The following is a 14,048-nucleotide window of genomic DNA, read 5'->3' as shown; positions in this document are numbered from 1 at the left end:
GCAGAAATGGAAACTATTACGTTGGGGAAAGACCACCATGGCGATTAATCCGAATACGTCCGTAATGCCTCCCGCCCAGGGAGCGCCTGCACCGCAGGAGAACCACAACGCCGGCAAGGGCCTGGCGATCACGGCACTGGCGCTGGCGATCGTCTCGCTGCTGCTGTGCTGGGTGCCGATCGTCAATAACCTCGTCTTCGTGCTGGGGATTATTGCCCTGGGCTTTGCCATCGCGGCCACGGTCATCACGGTCAAGCGAAGGTCCAAGTCCAAGGGCATGTCGATTGCCGCGCTCATTATTTCCGCCGTTTCGATCATCGGCGTGATCGCTTCGCAGATGTTTTACGCTTCGCTTATCGACAGCGTTGCCAAAACCGTCGAGGACGCCGCGGACGGAGTGGTTGCGGTCGACGACGGCGAGCAGGCGGCGGTCGCCGAGGCCGCGACCCTGGCGCTGGGCAAGGAAGCGGCCATTGGGGATGAGTACAACGTCACCGTCAAAGCGGTGAACCTTGACGCCACCGAAGAAATTCTGGCGATGAACCAGTTCAACCAAGACCCTGAAGGGCAGTACGTCCTGATCGATCTGGTGACCGAGTACGTCGGCTCCGAGGAAGGCGATCCGTGGATCGATCTGGCGGTCAAGCTGGTCGGTGGCGATGCCCGCCAGTACGGCTCCAGCACTTGCATCGCTTCGCTGGAGCAAGAAGCATTGAGTGTCCCCACGCTCGAGAATGGTGGGGTCGGAGAGTACCAGCTCTGCCTCGACGTTCCGGCCGAAGCCATTACGGACGCCAAACTCTTCGTGGAGCCCACCATCTCCTTCGACAATGACGCACGCGTCTACTGGGCTGTGAAGTAACTGCTTTCGCCCACTCAGCCGGAACGCCGGTCCTGCGTAGTGCGGGACCGGCGTTCTGCTTAATCCTCCAGCCAGGCCGGCGTGAACAGCAGGTTCAAGCCCTCGGCGATGGTCGGATGGGTGATGACGGCGTCGCGGACGGCGATGTAGTCCAGTCCGCCGATCATCGCCATTTGCAGTACGGCGATCGCTTCGCTGGCATCCACTCCACGCAAGGCAGCGCCCAAGATCTTGCCGGTCTTCCGATCCAGCACTGCCTTCCATTCGCCGTCCAGCTGTCCAACGGTCCGGGCTCGCGGGATTGCGCTCACCGGCATCCGTGCGATCCGCACTTCGTGGCCGGCATCGCGTGCCTGCCGTTCGGTCAGGCCCACCCGGCCAAGCTCCGGCGTTGTGAAGACGGTGTAAGGGATGAGCCGCTCCACCGTGGACCTCGGCTGTCCCTCGCCGTGGGCAGCGGCCAAGTTCGCCTTGAGGATGCGGTAGTCGTCATAGGAGGCGTGCGTGAACTGCGGGGAGCCTGCCGCATCGCCTGCGGCCCAGACGCCGTCGGCTGACGTGTGCAGCCGGTCGTCCACCTGGATCATGCCCTTGTCGGAAAGCTGCACACCCACGCCCTCCAATCCGATGCCGTCGGTCACCGGCCGGCGCCCGAGCGCCACCAGCACTTCCTCGGCGGTGACCGTCTCCCCGGTGGACAGGCTGACCGTGACGGTGCCGTCGTCGGCGCGTTCGATCTTCTCCGCGGACGCCTCCAGCTTCAGCGTGATGCCGGCGTCGGTAAAGGCCTTCGCCAAAGCCTCAGCCACATCAGCGTCCTCGCGCGGCAGCAGTTGGCCGGCGCGCTGCACCACGGTGACCTGCACGCCAATAGTGTTCAGCAGGTCTGCGAATTCACAGCCGATGTAGCCGCCGCCCAAAATCACCATGCTGGCAGGCAGTTCATCCAGGTGCAGCAGCGTGTTGCTGGTCTGGACATTGGATTCGGCCAGCCCGTCGATGTTCGGCAGGGCCGGCCCGGTGCCCAGATTAATCACGACGTCGGTGCCGCGAAGCACGCGGGTGCCGCCGTCATTCAGCGAGACTTCGACGGTCTTGGGCGCCACGAACTTTGCCTCGCCCAAGATGAAGTCCATGCCGGAGCCGGTGAACAGCTTTTCCTGTCCGGCCACCATGGTGTCCACTACGTCTTCCTTGCGGTGGCGCAGCAGGTTGATGTCCATCCGCGGATTCTCCGACCCGGCCACGCCGAACTCTGCCGCCCGGCGCACTGTCTCCAGCACCCGGCCGGAATGGATGATGGTCTTGGTCGGGATGCACGCCACGTTGATGCACGTTCCGCCGATCATTGCCCGCTCGACCATCGCCACCGTCTGTCCCGACTTCGCCAGGTCCATCGCCAGAGACTTGCCGGCTTTGCCGCCGCCGACCACCAGCAGATCAAATTCCTCGGGTTCCATGACCATCCTTCCCTCGGGAGTGCGACAGATCCAGCCGCTTTAACGCCACCCTACGCCTCGGCACAGACCCGACGAGACCGCTGACCCTGCTCCGGGGCCGGCCACAGGCCGCGCGGACCCTGTGCGGACGCGAACCGGCCCCACCGCAACCTCAACGGCGCCGGGCAATCACCACGGTGTCCTCCAGCAAGCCCCGTTCGCCGTCCGGTCCCGTCGCCCCACGGCTCCTGACTTCGGCGCAGCGGACGTCCCACGCATTGTCCTGCAGGTCCAGGGTGGCGAGCTCCTCTTCCGGGGTGGGGAAGAAATGCCGATGGCCGGCCGCGTTCCCGGCCCAGGGCGGAGCGCCGGCGTGGGACACCAGCAGCAAGGTGCCGCCCGGAGCCACGGCCGCGGCCGCCCGCTGCAGGATGCCCGCCCGGGGAAGGTGGATGGGGGAGGCCAGGAAACAGGCGGAGACCAGGTCGAATTCGCCGGCGGGGAAGTCCTCCGCCAGATCCATCTGCTGCCAGCTGATCTGTTCCTTTCCCAGCCCGCGGGACTCGGAGACCTCCCGGGCGCGTTCCAGTGCCGTGGCTGAGATGTCCACGCCGGTGACCTGCCAGCCGTTTTCGGCCAGCCACACCGAATCGCCGCCCTCTCCACAGCCCAAGTCCAGAGCGCGCCCCGGTGTGAGCACGGGAGCCGTATCCGCCAGGACCCGGTTGACCGCTCCGCTCCAGATCCTGGAGCGCTCGCCGTAGCGGGCATCCCAGAAGGTGCGGGCGTCTGTCGCTTGCTCGGCGGAGGAGTGGCCGGTCATGATGCCCTCTCTTCTCCCGCTGTGGCTGAAATCGTTGCATAGACTGCCGCGGATGCCGTAGTGCCGGTGGCAGCGGACGTCTCGGCAGCAACTGCGGCCGCTGTGGGGTAGTTTTCCGCGGAGTCAGCAGGGTAACTTTCAGCAGAGGCCGCGGCCAGTGCGAAGTCCTCGGTCACCAGATCCGCGTTGACCATCCCGCCGGCCATCGCACCGGCGGCGATGCTGATCGGCACATTGGCGCCCGGCGATGTGATGTTTCCTGCCGCCCAAATCCGGGGATGGCTGGTGCGCCCGGTCGGATCGACCTTGAGGAAGCTGCCAAACGCCGAGTCCTCGCGTTCCAGCTCGAATTCGGCCAGGTAGCTGTCCTGCGGGACCAGCGTGGCGGCAGTGAAGACCGCGTCCACGTCCACCACCTCGCCGCCCTCGACGCGGATGCCGGTCAGCGCGTCGTCGCTGACCACCAGTTCCGACACCGGCCGCGGGTCCCTGCTGACGTTCCGCGCCGCGAGCTGCGCGGCAATGTCGCTGTCCACCGGTCCGGCCAAGGCCGTGAAGAAGACCACGTCATCGCTCCACTGCCGGATCAGCTGGGCCTGGTGGATGCCCATCGGGGAAGTAGCCAGCACGGCCAGCCGCTTCCCGCGGACCTCCCAGCCGTGGCAATACGGGCAGTGCAATACATCCCGGCCCCAGCGCTGCGCCATCCCCGGAATCGCCGGCAGGTCATCCCGCACGCCGGAGGCGGCGATCAAACGGCGCGCGGTGAGCTGGCCGCCGTCGTCCGTCTCCACCATGATTCCCTCAGTGGTCTCGCTCACCTGCTTGACGACAGCGGAGCGCACCTCCACGCCGTAGCCTGCCACTTCGGCGCGGGCCCGGCTGAGGAATTCCAGCGGGTCGGCACCCTCGTTCCCCAGCACCCCATGCATGTGGCTGGCGAAGCGGTTGCGCGGACTGCCGCCGTCGAGCACCAGGACCTTCCGCAGCGCCCGGCCCAGCATGAGGGCCGCGCTTAGCCCGGCAGCGCCGCCGCCGATGATGATGACATCCCATTCGTTGTTTTCCATGGTCCAAGGGTGCGGGAGCCGATGATAAGGTTGCAAGTATCTTTGCAGAAACAGCAAACTGAGGGAGGAGGGCCATGAAGGACTCGGTGCTGGAGCAAATCGGTCCGCGGCTGCGTGCCGCCCGGATCAAGCAGGACCGCACGCTGGAGGATTTGGCGACCCGCACCGGGATGTCCGTGTCCACGCTCTCGCGGCTGGAAAGCGGCAAGCGGCAGGCCAGCCTGGAAATCCTGCTGCCGCTCACCCGCGAGCTGCGGATCACCATTGATGACCTGATTCCGGCCGAGGTGCCGGATCCGCGGATCAAGCCCACACAGTCCGTCCGCAACGGCGTGCAGATTGTCCGGCTGTCCCCGCCCGGCTCGCCGACCCGCACGTTCAAGATGACCTACCCGGCGCGCAAGACCATGCCGCCGCAGCGAACGCATGACGGCTACGACTGGCTCTACGTGCTCTCCGGCCGGCTGCGGCTGAAGCTGGGGGAGAAGGACCTGGTGCTGGAGCCGGGCGAGGCTGCGGAGTTCGACACCCGCGTGCCGCACAGCATGGGCTCCGCGGACGGCAGGCGCGTCGAGATCCTCAGCATCTTCGGTCCCGACGGCGAGCAGATGCATACCTACACACACGGCACAGAGGGGCAGGAATAATGGCTCAAACCTACGTTAAGATCTGCGGATTGCGGACCTCCGAAGCAGTCGCGGCCGCCGTCGACGCCGGCGCAGACGCCATCGGATTCGTGTTCGCACCGGGCGGCCCGCGCACCGTCACTGCCGCAGCAGCCCGCACGCTCGGCGAAGCCGTGCCGGCGGAAGTCGAAACCGTCGGCGTGTTCCGCAACCAGCCCATAGCGGAGGTGATCGAGACCGCCCGCGCCGCCGCGGTGAGCACCGTCCAGTTGCACGGTGACGAACCGCTCAGCGATCTCCGCCTGCTGGAGGACGCCGGGTTCCGCACACTTCGGGCCTTCTCCGCCGAGGCCTACAGTTCACTCCCGGACGATGAAAAGGTGGACTGGGAAACCGGCCGGATCCTGCTCGATGCCGTGGAACCCGGTGCCGGCGTCACGTTTGATCCGACGGCCATCCAGGCACAGCCGCCGCGCGGTCACTGGCTGCTGGCCGGAGGGCTGACCCCGGCCAACGTCGGCATGCTGATTGCCGCGCTCCGGCCGCATGGCGTGGACGTCTCCAGCGGCGTCGAATCCAGCCGCGGCGTCAAGGACATCGGCCTCATCCGAGACTTCGTCCACGCCGCCAAAATGCGCTGAGCCGGCGGCCCGCCGCGTCAACGCCGGGCCGAGGTCCAGCCCTGCTGGTGCAGCCGTTCAAATCCGTCCAGCAGTAGGTCCAGCGCAAACTCGAACTCGAACTGGTCGTCGCAGCCCTGGCCCACCACGGATCCGTCGTCGTGCGCGCCGGCCATGGCAACTTCCGCAATATTGGGGAACCGCGCGGCCATTATCTGCAGCATCTCCGGCGGCACCTCCACCGGCGCGCTTTGCGAATCGTCGAACAGCTCCTGGGTGAAGCCCCACATCCGGCTCCCCAGCGCGTGCATCACGTGATGCGTCAGGTCCACCGAGAACCCGCCGGCCCGGAACATGCCGATCACCGAGTCCATGTAATCCAGAACCACCGGCGTCTTGTTGGTCCGCGACTCCAGCACCTGGCGGGCCCATGGGTGGCGCAGCAGCACTTCCCGCGCTGAGAGCACCCGCTGCCGGACCTCGCTCCGCCAATCCGACCCGGTGGGCCGCGTATCGATCTCGCCGACGATGACGTCCACCATCCCGTCGAGCAGTTCTTCCTTGTTGGCCACGTGCTTGTAGAGCGCCATCGGCACCACGCCGAGTTCTTGAGCCAGCTTCCGCATGCTGAGCGAATCGACGCCGGCTTCGTCCGCAAGTACGACGGCGGCGCTCAGCACCCGCTCTCTGTTCAGCGGTGCGCGGTGCACCGCCTCCGACTGCTGTGCCATCCGGACCACCTTTGGCGAACTGGAAACTTCCTCTTGACAAGTGTACGCCGTACACCTAGCTTTAGGAGCATAAAGGTGTACGCCGTACACCAACTACCCGAGGATCAGATGATGGTTACAGAAACCACTGGCGCCACTCCGGCAGCCAAGCGCTCCCGAACCGGCTGGCTGGTGCCCGCCGGCCTGATATTCATCAGCATCATCCCGGTGATCTTCGGGTCGCTGCGGATGGCGGAACTGACCGGCGGCGCTGCAGTCACTCCGACGAACCAGCGGTTCTTCGACTCGCCCATCCCGGTGCTGATCCACATCCCCGCCGCCATCGTGTACAGCTTGCTCGGGGCCTTCCAATTCGTTCCCTCGCTGCGGCGCGGTATGCGCGGTCGGCGCAACTGGCACCGCATCGCCGGCGTCATTCTGATTCCCGCGGGGCTGCTCTCGGCCCTGTCCGGACTCTGGATGGCGGTCTTCTACGATCTGCCCAAAGATGACGGCGTCATCCTGCTGGTCCTTCGGCTGGTCTTCGGCACGGCCATGACGGCGAGCATCGTCCTGGGCATCGTCGCGATCCGGCGGCGAAACTTCGTTGCCCACGGCGCCTGGATGGCCCGCGGCTACGCCATCGGCATCGCGGCCGGAACCCAAGCCCTGGTGAGCATCCCCTGGTTCGTGTTGGTCGGCCCGACCAACGAATTGAGCCGGGCGATCCTGATGGGGGCAGCCTGGGTGCTCAACCTTGCGGTCGCCGAATACTTCATCCGCCGACGCGCCCGCCGGTCCGCGTCCTCGCGGCGGCTGTCCGGCAGGTCCGCTGCCCTCCCGGCTGGAGCTTCCCGATGAGGGCCGCGGTGTACCGGCAGTTCGGTGCCCCGGAGGTCGTCAGCGTGGAAGAGGTGCCGCAGCCCTCGCCCGGTCCACGCGATGTGCTGGTTAAAGTCCACGCGAGCACGGTGAGCGCGGCTGACTACCGTTCCAGGAGCCGCAACGTTCCCAAAGGCCTCGGGTTGTTGGCCGCGAAAGGCCTGGGTCTCTTCCGGCCACGCAATCGAGTCTTGGGCATGGACTTCGCAGGCGTTGTTGCGGCCGTAGGGACCGACGTCACCAAATTCCACCCTGGCGATGAAGTCATCGGAATGTTCGGCGCTGACTTCGGCGGCCACGCCGAATATGCGTGCCTGCGCGAAGACGATAACCTCACCGTCAAACCCCGCAACATGGGCTTCGAGGAAGCCGTGACCCTTGTTTTTGGTGGACTCACCGCACACAGCTTCCTCAACCGCGCCGACGTCAAACCCGGGGATCCCGTCCTGATCAACGGTGCTTCCGGCGCTGTAGGAACGGCTGCAGTGCAGCTCGCCAAACAACTCGGTGCCCACGTCACCGGGGTCAGCAGCGCAGCCAACGCCGAACTCGTCGCTTCACTCGGCGCTGACCGGGTTATCGACTACGCCCAGGCCGACTTCACCGCTGAAGGCAAGACCTACGATGTCATCATGGACTGCGTTGGCAACGCCCCATTCGAGCGAGTCGACGCCTCTCTCAATCCCGGAGGCTCACTGCTCCTGGTCATTGCCGACCTCAAAGCAATACTGCGGGCACCCAGCCGCATGCGGAAAAGCGGCAAGCAAGTCGTCGTCACCAGCAAGTACACCGCCGGCGACCTCAAGCACCTTGTCTACCTCGCCGAAACCGGCCACTTCCGAGCCGTCATCGACGAGACCTACAACCTCGACGACATCGTCGAAGCCCACCGCTTCGCCGACACAGGCCGAAAGGCTGGCAACGTCGTCCTGCAGATCGCGTCAGCGTGAACGAAGCAACGAGCACGCTCACCATAAGGGAGGAAGACGACAGCGTACGTGGTGGGGTCACGGCCTGGGCGACATCGAACGAGCGCGCATGAGGGCCGAGGTGTACGGTATGGCCAACAGCGTCAGTAGCTCCGCAACTTCCCGCGGCGCCGCCCCGGAAATCGACGAAACGCTTTCGACCCTAGGCATGTAGAAAAACCCGGCGGAAGTCCTCGAAGCGTGGGCCTCACAGCCAACCGCGTGTACGCCCGGCCAGAGCAGCGTGGACAGCACGGGCTCCGCGGACAAATTCTCAAGCGGCGTCCCTCTTATAACTCTTCGTGGTACGAGGCATTCTCGGACCAGCCAAGGGTTCTAAGCATTTCGTCGATTACGTCAACCACACTGCTTTCACCTCGGGCAGCCGGCAGAGTCTTCAGCTTAAGGATTTCCCGCCTTAATTGTTTGTCCTTGGGGTTGAGTCCACCTTCATACTTCGGCGCCAAAAAATAGAAGTGACTTGCCGTGGAGTAACAGGTTAGGGCATCAAGAAAGATTTCTAGAGTGCGGGCCAAATCTTCCTGTGCCGAGTCTTCCATGGAGATGAAACTGAGATTGTCGCTCCAAGCGAGCGCTTGGAGCGGATCTGCGTTGAGCGTGAGCACTGTTCCGAGCATCCCGGTTCCGCCCTGTCTGCTGGGCATGGCCCGTCTAACGTCGTGGACTATCTCATGGAAGTGGTCGTCCTTGAGGCCGAATCCGACGAACAACAGGTGATGCGTCATTAGATGCGCCTTGACGAGCGCCGACAAGGCTTCCCTGTTCGCGTTGTATCCAAGATAATCGTCGCGCGTGAGCACAATGGAGTCCGGCTGCGAAACTGAGCCATGGAGCTTGAGCAGCCAACGCGAGCCCGTGTCGATGTGGGGGCTCATTGATTCGTGCGGGATGACGGCGCGATTTCGACCTGCATCGGTGCTTGCCCGTTCGAACAACGAATCGTAGTTCAGCGTGATGGCTCCCTCAGAAGGCAGATTTGCAAGCAATGTGGGCGCAAGTCCATACTTTTCCATCGAGAAGCTTCTCGCCACCAGCGACCCAAAAGATTCGCTCGAGTCATCACTACCTCGCGAAGATTCATGCTGGGACTGGAGGATGTTCGCCCGGTCTAGGGGACTCAGCTTCCGGAACCCCGCAGCCAAATCGGGGCTCAAGCCAATCCTTTGCGCCAGCTCATCCAGTAGGCCATCCCAGGAGGGAGCCCCTGAACTGATGCTCACACCGGAGCCCATGAAAGGAACCAAGCGTCCTTTTCTGGCCATGTGCGCAAGACGCTTGGCCTGGTCCAAGTGTCCAGGCGGAAGTGCGGACCAGTAACAGACCTCATTCGCTCGGCGGACCTCTTGAGCTAGCGCAAAGGCTGCTTCATCTTGGAGAACCAAAACGACGTCACACGCCAGCAGAGGTAATTCCTGGAGGATCGCGTCGAGAATGGCGCGCATAATCTCACCTCGCTGAAAGTCACCACCTCCTGCCGCCGTTCCGAAGAACGGGAGGCCTATTAAGGGAGTTGGGCGGGCTTTCGTATGTTCCGGTCGTCGCCTGTCAGAGACTGCCTCAACCGCTTCGAGAAGGAAAGCCCTCACCCTGGGTATCAATTCCTCGGCTGATTGAACTCCCCGGTGAGGTACGGCAGTAAACACGGGTAGCGGTTCATCGAGAGGCCACTCGGCTGCCGAGACGGCGAAAGCTTCACCTTTTAGAAATGAGGGTCCGGCACTTGTCCGAACAGCTTCGGTTAGCCCGGGCACGCCTTTTTCCCAGAAGGGACTGATATTGAGGTCTTCATCTGTAGGGGCCATCCATGCATCGCAGCGTAGGTGCAATAGATCGCCCATCGTCACGAACAGGTGCGAGTCAGGCATAGTTGTAGTTGTATCAGTTGACCGAACCGGAAGTCAGTTGAGAAACGTCGGGCAGGAAGTGCGAATTGAATTCGCGCGTTTGTCCCTGTCATGGCAAAGACCGTAAAATGCTGCTTGTGGCGACCGGGGAGATGCGGGTTGCTTAATACCAGCCCCTCCTAAAGCACAATCATGCGCTACTCGGTAGGGGTCTGAAAGAGGGGAGACGGTAAGCGCGTTACGCTGCCGTTCGCGTCGGACATGGATACCCCGTCCGGACCATGTATGTTGTCAATGTGGGGGAATCGAAACCGTGGAGTGACGACGAGACGACTGTACTCGTCGCCGCTTATTTTGAGATGCTTGACAGCGAAATCCAAGGCAGAGCCTATTCGAAAATTGAACTCAATCGGCGCGTGCAGTCTCTTACTGGGCGCAGCAAGGGTTCGATTGAGTTCAAGTTCTGCAATATTAGCCACGTCCTAGCAGAGTCCAGCTTGAGATTCGTTGAAGGGTATAAGCCGCGAAGCCATGTGCAGAACGCGTTACGTGTAGCCGTGCTTCAAGCGATGAACGTTGAGGAAACACGAAGCCCACGAATAGTCGACCCCCGATCGGCTGTGGCCAAGTCCGTGACTCAGTTGAATCTAGGAGACCGCACAGTCGTCTCCAAGGAAAGAGGTCCCTTGTCTGTCTCAAACGCCTTAACAGCGAGTGATGAAAATGTTTGGGACGGCCTTGTCGGTCTGTGGGACCGGGCGACAGGAGGAACCGACGTCGCTGCGAGACCGGACCACCCAATAGAATCAGCTTGGCCATCCGCCATGCGTCCGGCTGGCGTTCAAGAGGCCTGTGAGTGGCTGAAGGACGGGGTGTCTGCGGGCCATCCACCGCGTTTGCTGTTCCTTGTTGGAGGGCCCGGAGCGGGGAAGTCCCACGCGACTGCACAGGTGGTAGCCGGGATGCGGCTCAAGAGTGAACTTGACGACGGTCTGGCGCATCGACTCTACGAGTATCACGGAACCCAGTCTGACCTCGTCGTCGTCAATGACGCCACAATCAATCTGGAAGCCGGCAACCGGGCGCCGCTGATATCTGATATCGATGGGATCACGTCCATCTACGTGGACGATGCAGTTCCTTCTCGACCTCGTCACCTGATGGCGTGCGTAAATCGAGGCGTCCTAGTTGAGGAAATGTCCGACTCTCGACTCCGTGAGTCCAGAGACTGGACCGCCGGAGATATACTCGTGCGATGGCTGTACGGTTTCTCCCTCAATGACTCGAATGAGTCGTCTTGGCAACTGAATCACGTTACCGAGCAAGACTTTGTACAGTCCGCCAGGCTGAGCTACCTGGACAAGCATGTTGCCAATGTGTTGGCTGTGTTCGTTGACGAATGCTCGCTCTTCGAGGGACGTCCCGCCATCACCATCGGGGCCGATTCCACCGTGTCTGCTCAAGACTATCGAATTGTGCCACTGGCTCAGCGTTCAGCGATGGAAGCCACGAGTGCTCCCGCCGCTGATTTGTTGGTCAACGTCCTAAAGACTGTCGAAGAATCGCTTGGCCGCCCTCTTGAACAGGTGCGCGGACAGATTGCGGATCCACTACGGGCTAATCTGGAATCTCTCCGCTCACCTCTGGTTCGGTCAGGTCTGCTGACCATGGCGCGAAGCGCTGAGTTGGTGTCGGCGACTCGCATGACGTACAGGGAACTGTGGGGGTACCTTACCCGCGCTTTGGTTGGTGATGCGCCATCCCGGATGCCTCGTGAACGTCTGGGTGAGTTCGTCATATCGAACCAGCCGATCGGATTAAGTCCGGAGGATGATTTTGAACGCCTGCGAATCTTGTCAGGTCTTAGATTCAACCAAGGCATCTTTGGTGCTGGCATGCGCTCGGCAGCTGCGGAGGGAGCAAGCCGGGATCCTGTCCTGAAGCTTTTAATCCCAGTTGATCCAGTAAACGATGCCGTGCCAGGTTCGAGCCCGGATTCCCCAGAGGGAGGGTGGGCTACTCGTATTTCTGACGCGTTTGCCGTGCACGCCTCGGACGGTACACCGCTCCAGAGCCTGCATGACTCGACATCAGAAGACAGCGCCTTCCGTGCAGTCGTGAAGGACTTTGACAGACGCCTAGACGAAGCCTTTTGCCAACTTCTGAAGTCGCCGAACCTCAAGGATGACCAGCGGTTGGAAGCCACCGGCTGGTACGGGGCCTACTTGACCCGGCTTTATGCGGTGTCCAACGGGATCTGTGCGTTTCGACGCGAAGTAGACATGCTAATCAGAACCTGGGTGCAATCCCCGCATCTCCCGGATGATTTGAAGTCTCCGCTGCGTACTCTCATTAGGCCTAAGCGGGATCCTGCTGAATCCGGCTCTTCCCTGCTGCCGCTGTTCGACAGTCGAACTGAACCGATTACCGGAAGAACCACGGAGCCAAAACTTGCTGTTCGCGTCAGGGAACCAGAACTTACAACCGACCGACGAGGTCAAGGCGAGCAGGTCCTCCTGCTTATCGGAACAGACGGATCTACCAGAAGCAGAGTGGCCTTGGACTTTGCGCTAATTCGGGAGGCCATGGCCTGCGTGGACGACCACGTAGGCGTAACGGACCTCATCGATGTGACAGCACCCCGATTGGAACGCGTTCGCGCATCGCGGCTTCTTTCGTCCCACCTGCACGGGGCGGAGTTCTGCTTATTGGATGGAGATCGTGAAGTCCAAATAACACAGCGGTACACGAAGGAATGATTATGGACAGGGTTGCCAAAGCAGAACATCTCCTGCTCCCGTTTAACCGGCCAGAGTACTTTTCCGTGCCGGAAGCCCTGCTCTCGGCGCTTGCCTGGAATGCCTACGACATCGCTTCAGACGTTGAAGTGCGAAAGCCTGTCGGTCTGATGTACAAGGCCGATCCTAAGGAGACGCAGTATCTTTCGCTCCGTCCGACGAAGCCAAAGGGGGCCGCGGCAGAAGCGCTCGGACTCGGGCTGAAGGAACGCGCATTGAGTACCACTGCTTCCGACCTGCTTCTGGGTGAGGCAGTCGCCTCGAGCGTCATGGGCATACGAATCGAAAAGACGGGAAACCAGCCTTCTAGCCCTATGACGCCGGCCCTTGCGCTAATGCAGGATCCCCGCGGTGTTCTTGTGAAGAAGGGGCCACCAGACTTCGCCTCCATAATTGAGGGCCTCTTTACCGTTGGACATGTCTCAGGCGGGCCGACGGCATCAGCGACGGAGCGATGGCTGCGGGCAGCGGATCATCGGCTGGACTTGGACCCGCTGCTGAAGACCATTGATATGTCCATGATGTCAGCCGTATTCGAAGATCGATGCAGCCGGCGGGAATCGTTCCCGATTTCTCAAGACAGCGTCGATTGGTGCGGTTTATATCCGGATACTCCCTATGAGTGGTTTGCCAAGTCCTGGACGGCGTTGACGTCGCAAGAGTGGGTCGAGGCGCTTCCTGCGCGAGTATGGGTCGACTGGGCCACCACCGTCCTGAGACTCGCAATGGGGCTCGGGTTCCTGTGGGAGTATGCGTGGTATGAGGCGCTGGGGACCGCCATCATGCAGGACTCGGTACCTGACACCTTCGACGAGTTGCGGACTATGGTCAGGGCGCCCCTGCCTTGGCAATCCAGCCGCTCCTCCATATCCGTGCGCGATGTTGGGTCCAGCATCAAATGGCGTATTTCCCGAGGCGAAAGGATTAGGAGGAGCCTCAAAGAACGGCTGGATGAACTTGGCGGACAGCAGGACGCCATTGAGTTCCTTCGCGACGCCGCGGAAAGCGAGTTCAGGCGCTCGTTAGCGGTCCAAGCTGCAGAGAAAAAAGAAGCCGGGAAGCTTGTCTGGGAGACAGTCAAATACGGCCTGCAGGTGCGCGAATCGAGTGGGCCATTCACGGACTATTACGGGATTCTCAAGACCAGAGGGCGCCGATACCTCCTTATAGATCCAGGCACCGAGTGGATTGCGGTGGTTGCCAGCCTTACCTGCGGCACTCCCGGGTCTCAATGCAACGTGGGAGATGTGTTACGTGACCTAACGATTTTAGGGATGAGGCCTGAGCTCGGCGACCTTGTGTCGCTGCTCGAACGGGCCGGAATGGCGCGTGGCAGCGCAGATGCCGACCACGCCGTTATAGTCGAGAGCGCTTTCTAGGAGAAT

General features: G+C 62.1%; 12 protein-coding genes. 7 read left to right on the top strand and 5 right to left on the bottom strand.

The features are described 5' to 3' along the window. The first annotated feature begins 64 nt into the window (after positions 1 to 64). On the top strand, positions 65 to 862 hold the full coding sequence (locus tag ACMX2H_RS05755) for a DUF4190 domain-containing protein (RefSeq protein ID WP_414959538.1): 798 nt from the start codon (positions 65 to 67) through the stop codon (positions 860 to 862). 59 nt (positions 863 to 921) lie between these two features. Here ACMX2H_RS05755 and ACMX2H_RS05750 read toward each other — a convergent pair whose 3' ends face one another. From ACMX2H_RS05750 to ACMX2H_RS05740, 3 genes are all read right to left on the bottom strand, one after another. Further along, on the bottom strand, positions 922 to 2,322 hold the full coding sequence (locus ACMX2H_RS05750) for a dihydrolipoyl dehydrogenase family protein (RefSeq protein WP_414959537.1): 1,401 nt from the start codon (positions 2,320 to 2,322) through the stop codon (positions 922 to 924). A 151-nt stretch (positions 2,323 to 2,473) separates the two neighbouring features. Continuing rightward, positions 2,474 to 3,124 (bottom strand): class I SAM-dependent methyltransferase, encoded by a 651-nt coding sequence (locus ACMX2H_RS05745; protein ID WP_414959536.1) that lies wholly within the window; start codon positions 3,122 to 3,124, stop codon positions 2,474 to 2,476. Then, the gene (locus ACMX2H_RS05740) at positions 3,121 to 4,194 is read right to left on the bottom strand and encodes an NAD(P)/FAD-dependent oxidoreductase (RefSeq protein ID WP_414959534.1); all 1,074 of its coding nucleotides are present in this window, start codon (positions 4,192 to 4,194) and stop codon (positions 3,121 to 3,123) included. Before ACMX2H_RS05740 ends, ACMX2H_RS05745 begins: the two co-directional genes overlap by 4 nt. A 74-nt stretch (positions 4,195 to 4,268) precedes the next feature. Here ACMX2H_RS05740 and ACMX2H_RS05735 point away from each other — a divergent pair, with 74 nt between their 5' ends. After that, the gene (locus tag ACMX2H_RS05735) at positions 4,269 to 4,841 is read left to right on the top strand and encodes a helix-turn-helix domain-containing protein (protein ID WP_414959533.1); all 573 of its coding nucleotides are present in this window, start codon (positions 4,269 to 4,271) and stop codon (positions 4,839 to 4,841) included. After that, on the top strand, positions 4,841 to 5,461 hold the full coding sequence (locus ACMX2H_RS05730) for a phosphoribosylanthranilate isomerase (RefSeq protein ID WP_414959531.1): 621 nt from the start codon (positions 4,841 to 4,843) through the stop codon (positions 5,459 to 5,461). Before ACMX2H_RS05735 ends, ACMX2H_RS05730 begins: the two co-directional genes overlap by 1 nt. Positions 5,462 to 5,478: 17 nt before the next feature. Here ACMX2H_RS05730 and ACMX2H_RS05725 read toward each other — a convergent pair whose 3' ends face one another. Beyond that, positions 5,479 to 6,171: a TetR/AcrR family transcriptional regulator C-terminal domain-containing protein gene (locus tag ACMX2H_RS05725; RefSeq protein WP_414959530.1), complete on the bottom strand. Its 693-nt coding sequence runs from the start codon at positions 6,169 to 6,171 to the stop codon at positions 5,479 to 5,481. Positions 6,172 to 6,282: 111 nt separating this feature from the next. Here ACMX2H_RS05725 and ACMX2H_RS05720 point away from each other — a divergent pair, with 111 nt between their 5' ends. Together ACMX2H_RS05720 and ACMX2H_RS05715 are read left to right on the top strand one after the other, a co-directional pair. Continuing rightward, positions 6,283 to 7,011: a DUF2306 domain-containing protein gene (locus ACMX2H_RS05720; protein WP_414959528.1), complete on the top strand. Its 729-nt coding sequence runs from the start codon at positions 6,283 to 6,285 to the stop codon at positions 7,009 to 7,011. Continuing rightward, positions 7,008 to 7,982, top strand: a complete 975-nt coding sequence (locus tag ACMX2H_RS05715; RefSeq protein ID WP_414959527.1) for an NAD(P)-dependent alcohol dehydrogenase — start codon at positions 7,008 to 7,010, stop codon at positions 7,980 to 7,982. Before ACMX2H_RS05720 ends, ACMX2H_RS05715 begins: the two co-directional genes overlap by 4 nt. A 308-nt stretch (positions 7,983 to 8,290) precedes the next feature. Here the strand turns inward: ACMX2H_RS05715 and ACMX2H_RS05710 are convergent, their stop codons facing one another. Beyond that, positions 8,291 to 9,463, bottom strand: a complete 1,173-nt coding sequence (locus ACMX2H_RS05710) for an SIR2 family protein (protein WP_414959525.1) — start codon at positions 9,461 to 9,463, stop codon at positions 8,291 to 8,293. A 683-nt stretch (positions 9,464 to 10,146) separates the two neighbouring features. Between ACMX2H_RS05710 and ACMX2H_RS05705 the strand changes: the two genes are divergently transcribed. Beyond that, positions 10,147 to 12,624, top strand: a complete 2,478-nt coding sequence (locus tag ACMX2H_RS05705; protein ID WP_414959523.1) for a hypothetical protein — start codon at positions 10,147 to 10,149, stop codon at positions 12,622 to 12,624. Positions 12,625 to 12,626: 2 nt separating this feature from the next. Further along, positions 12,627 to 14,042 carry a hypothetical protein gene (locus ACMX2H_RS05700; RefSeq protein WP_414959521.1) on the top strand — a complete coding sequence of 472 codons (1,416 nt, stop codon included), beginning with the start codon at positions 12,627 to 12,629 and terminating at the stop codon, positions 14,040 to 14,042. Positions 14,043 to 14,048: the final 6 nt, after the last annotated feature.

The sequence above is a fragment of the Arthrobacter sulfonylureivorans genome, assembly GCF_047607445.1.
GTDB classification, from domain to species: Bacteria; Actinomycetota; Actinomycetes; order Actinomycetales; family Micrococcaceae; genus Crystallibacter; species Crystallibacter sulfonylureivorans_A.
Note: the sequence above shows the minus strand (reverse complement) of the source record. Positions and strands in the feature narration are given on the sequence as shown.

What these genes read in the sequence shown, in the direction of transcription:
- ACMX2H_RS05725 (WP_414959530.1), bottom strand. Translation starts at nt 6,171, where the DNA reads ATGGCACAGCAGTCGGAGGCGGTGCACCGCGCACCGCTGAACAGAGAG.
- ACMX2H_RS05750 (WP_414959537.1), bottom strand. Translation starts at nt 2,322, where the DNA reads ATGGAACCCGAGGAATTTGATCTGCTGGTGGTCGGCGGCGGCAAAGCC.
- ACMX2H_RS05730 (WP_414959531.1), top strand. Translation starts at nt 4,841, where the DNA reads ATGGCTCAAACCTACGTTAAGATCTGCGGATTGCGGACCTCCGAAGCA.
- ACMX2H_RS05735 (WP_414959533.1), top strand. Translation starts at nt 4,269, where the DNA reads ATGAAGGACTCGGTGCTGGAGCAAATCGGTCCGCGGCTGCGTGCCGCC.
- ACMX2H_RS05710 (WP_414959525.1), bottom strand. Translation starts at nt 9,463, where the DNA reads ATGCGCGCCATTCTCGACGCGATCCTCCAGGAATTACCTCTGCTGGCG.
- ACMX2H_RS05715 (WP_414959527.1), top strand. Translation starts at nt 7,008, where the DNA reads ATGAGGGCCGCGGTGTACCGGCAGTTCGGTGCCCCGGAGGTCGTCAGC.
- ACMX2H_RS05755 (WP_414959538.1), top strand. Translation starts at nt 65, where the DNA reads ATGCCTCCCGCCCAGGGAGCGCCTGCACCGCAGGAGAACCACAACGCC.
- ACMX2H_RS05720 (WP_414959528.1), top strand. Translation starts at nt 6,283, where the DNA reads ATGGTTACAGAAACCACTGGCGCCACTCCGGCAGCCAAGCGCTCCCGA.
- ACMX2H_RS05700 (WP_414959521.1), top strand. Translation starts at nt 12,627, where the DNA reads ATGGACAGGGTTGCCAAAGCAGAACATCTCCTGCTCCCGTTTAACCGG.
- ACMX2H_RS05740 (WP_414959534.1), bottom strand. Translation starts at nt 4,194, where the DNA reads ATGGAAAACAACGAATGGGATGTCATCATCATCGGCGGCGGCGCTGCC.
- ACMX2H_RS05705 (WP_414959523.1), top strand. Translation starts at nt 10,147, where the DNA reads ATGTATGTTGTCAATGTGGGGGAATCGAAACCGTGGAGTGACGACGAG.
- ACMX2H_RS05745 (WP_414959536.1), bottom strand. Translation starts at nt 3,124, where the DNA reads ATGACCGGCCACTCCTCCGCCGAGCAAGCGACAGACGCCCGCACCTTC.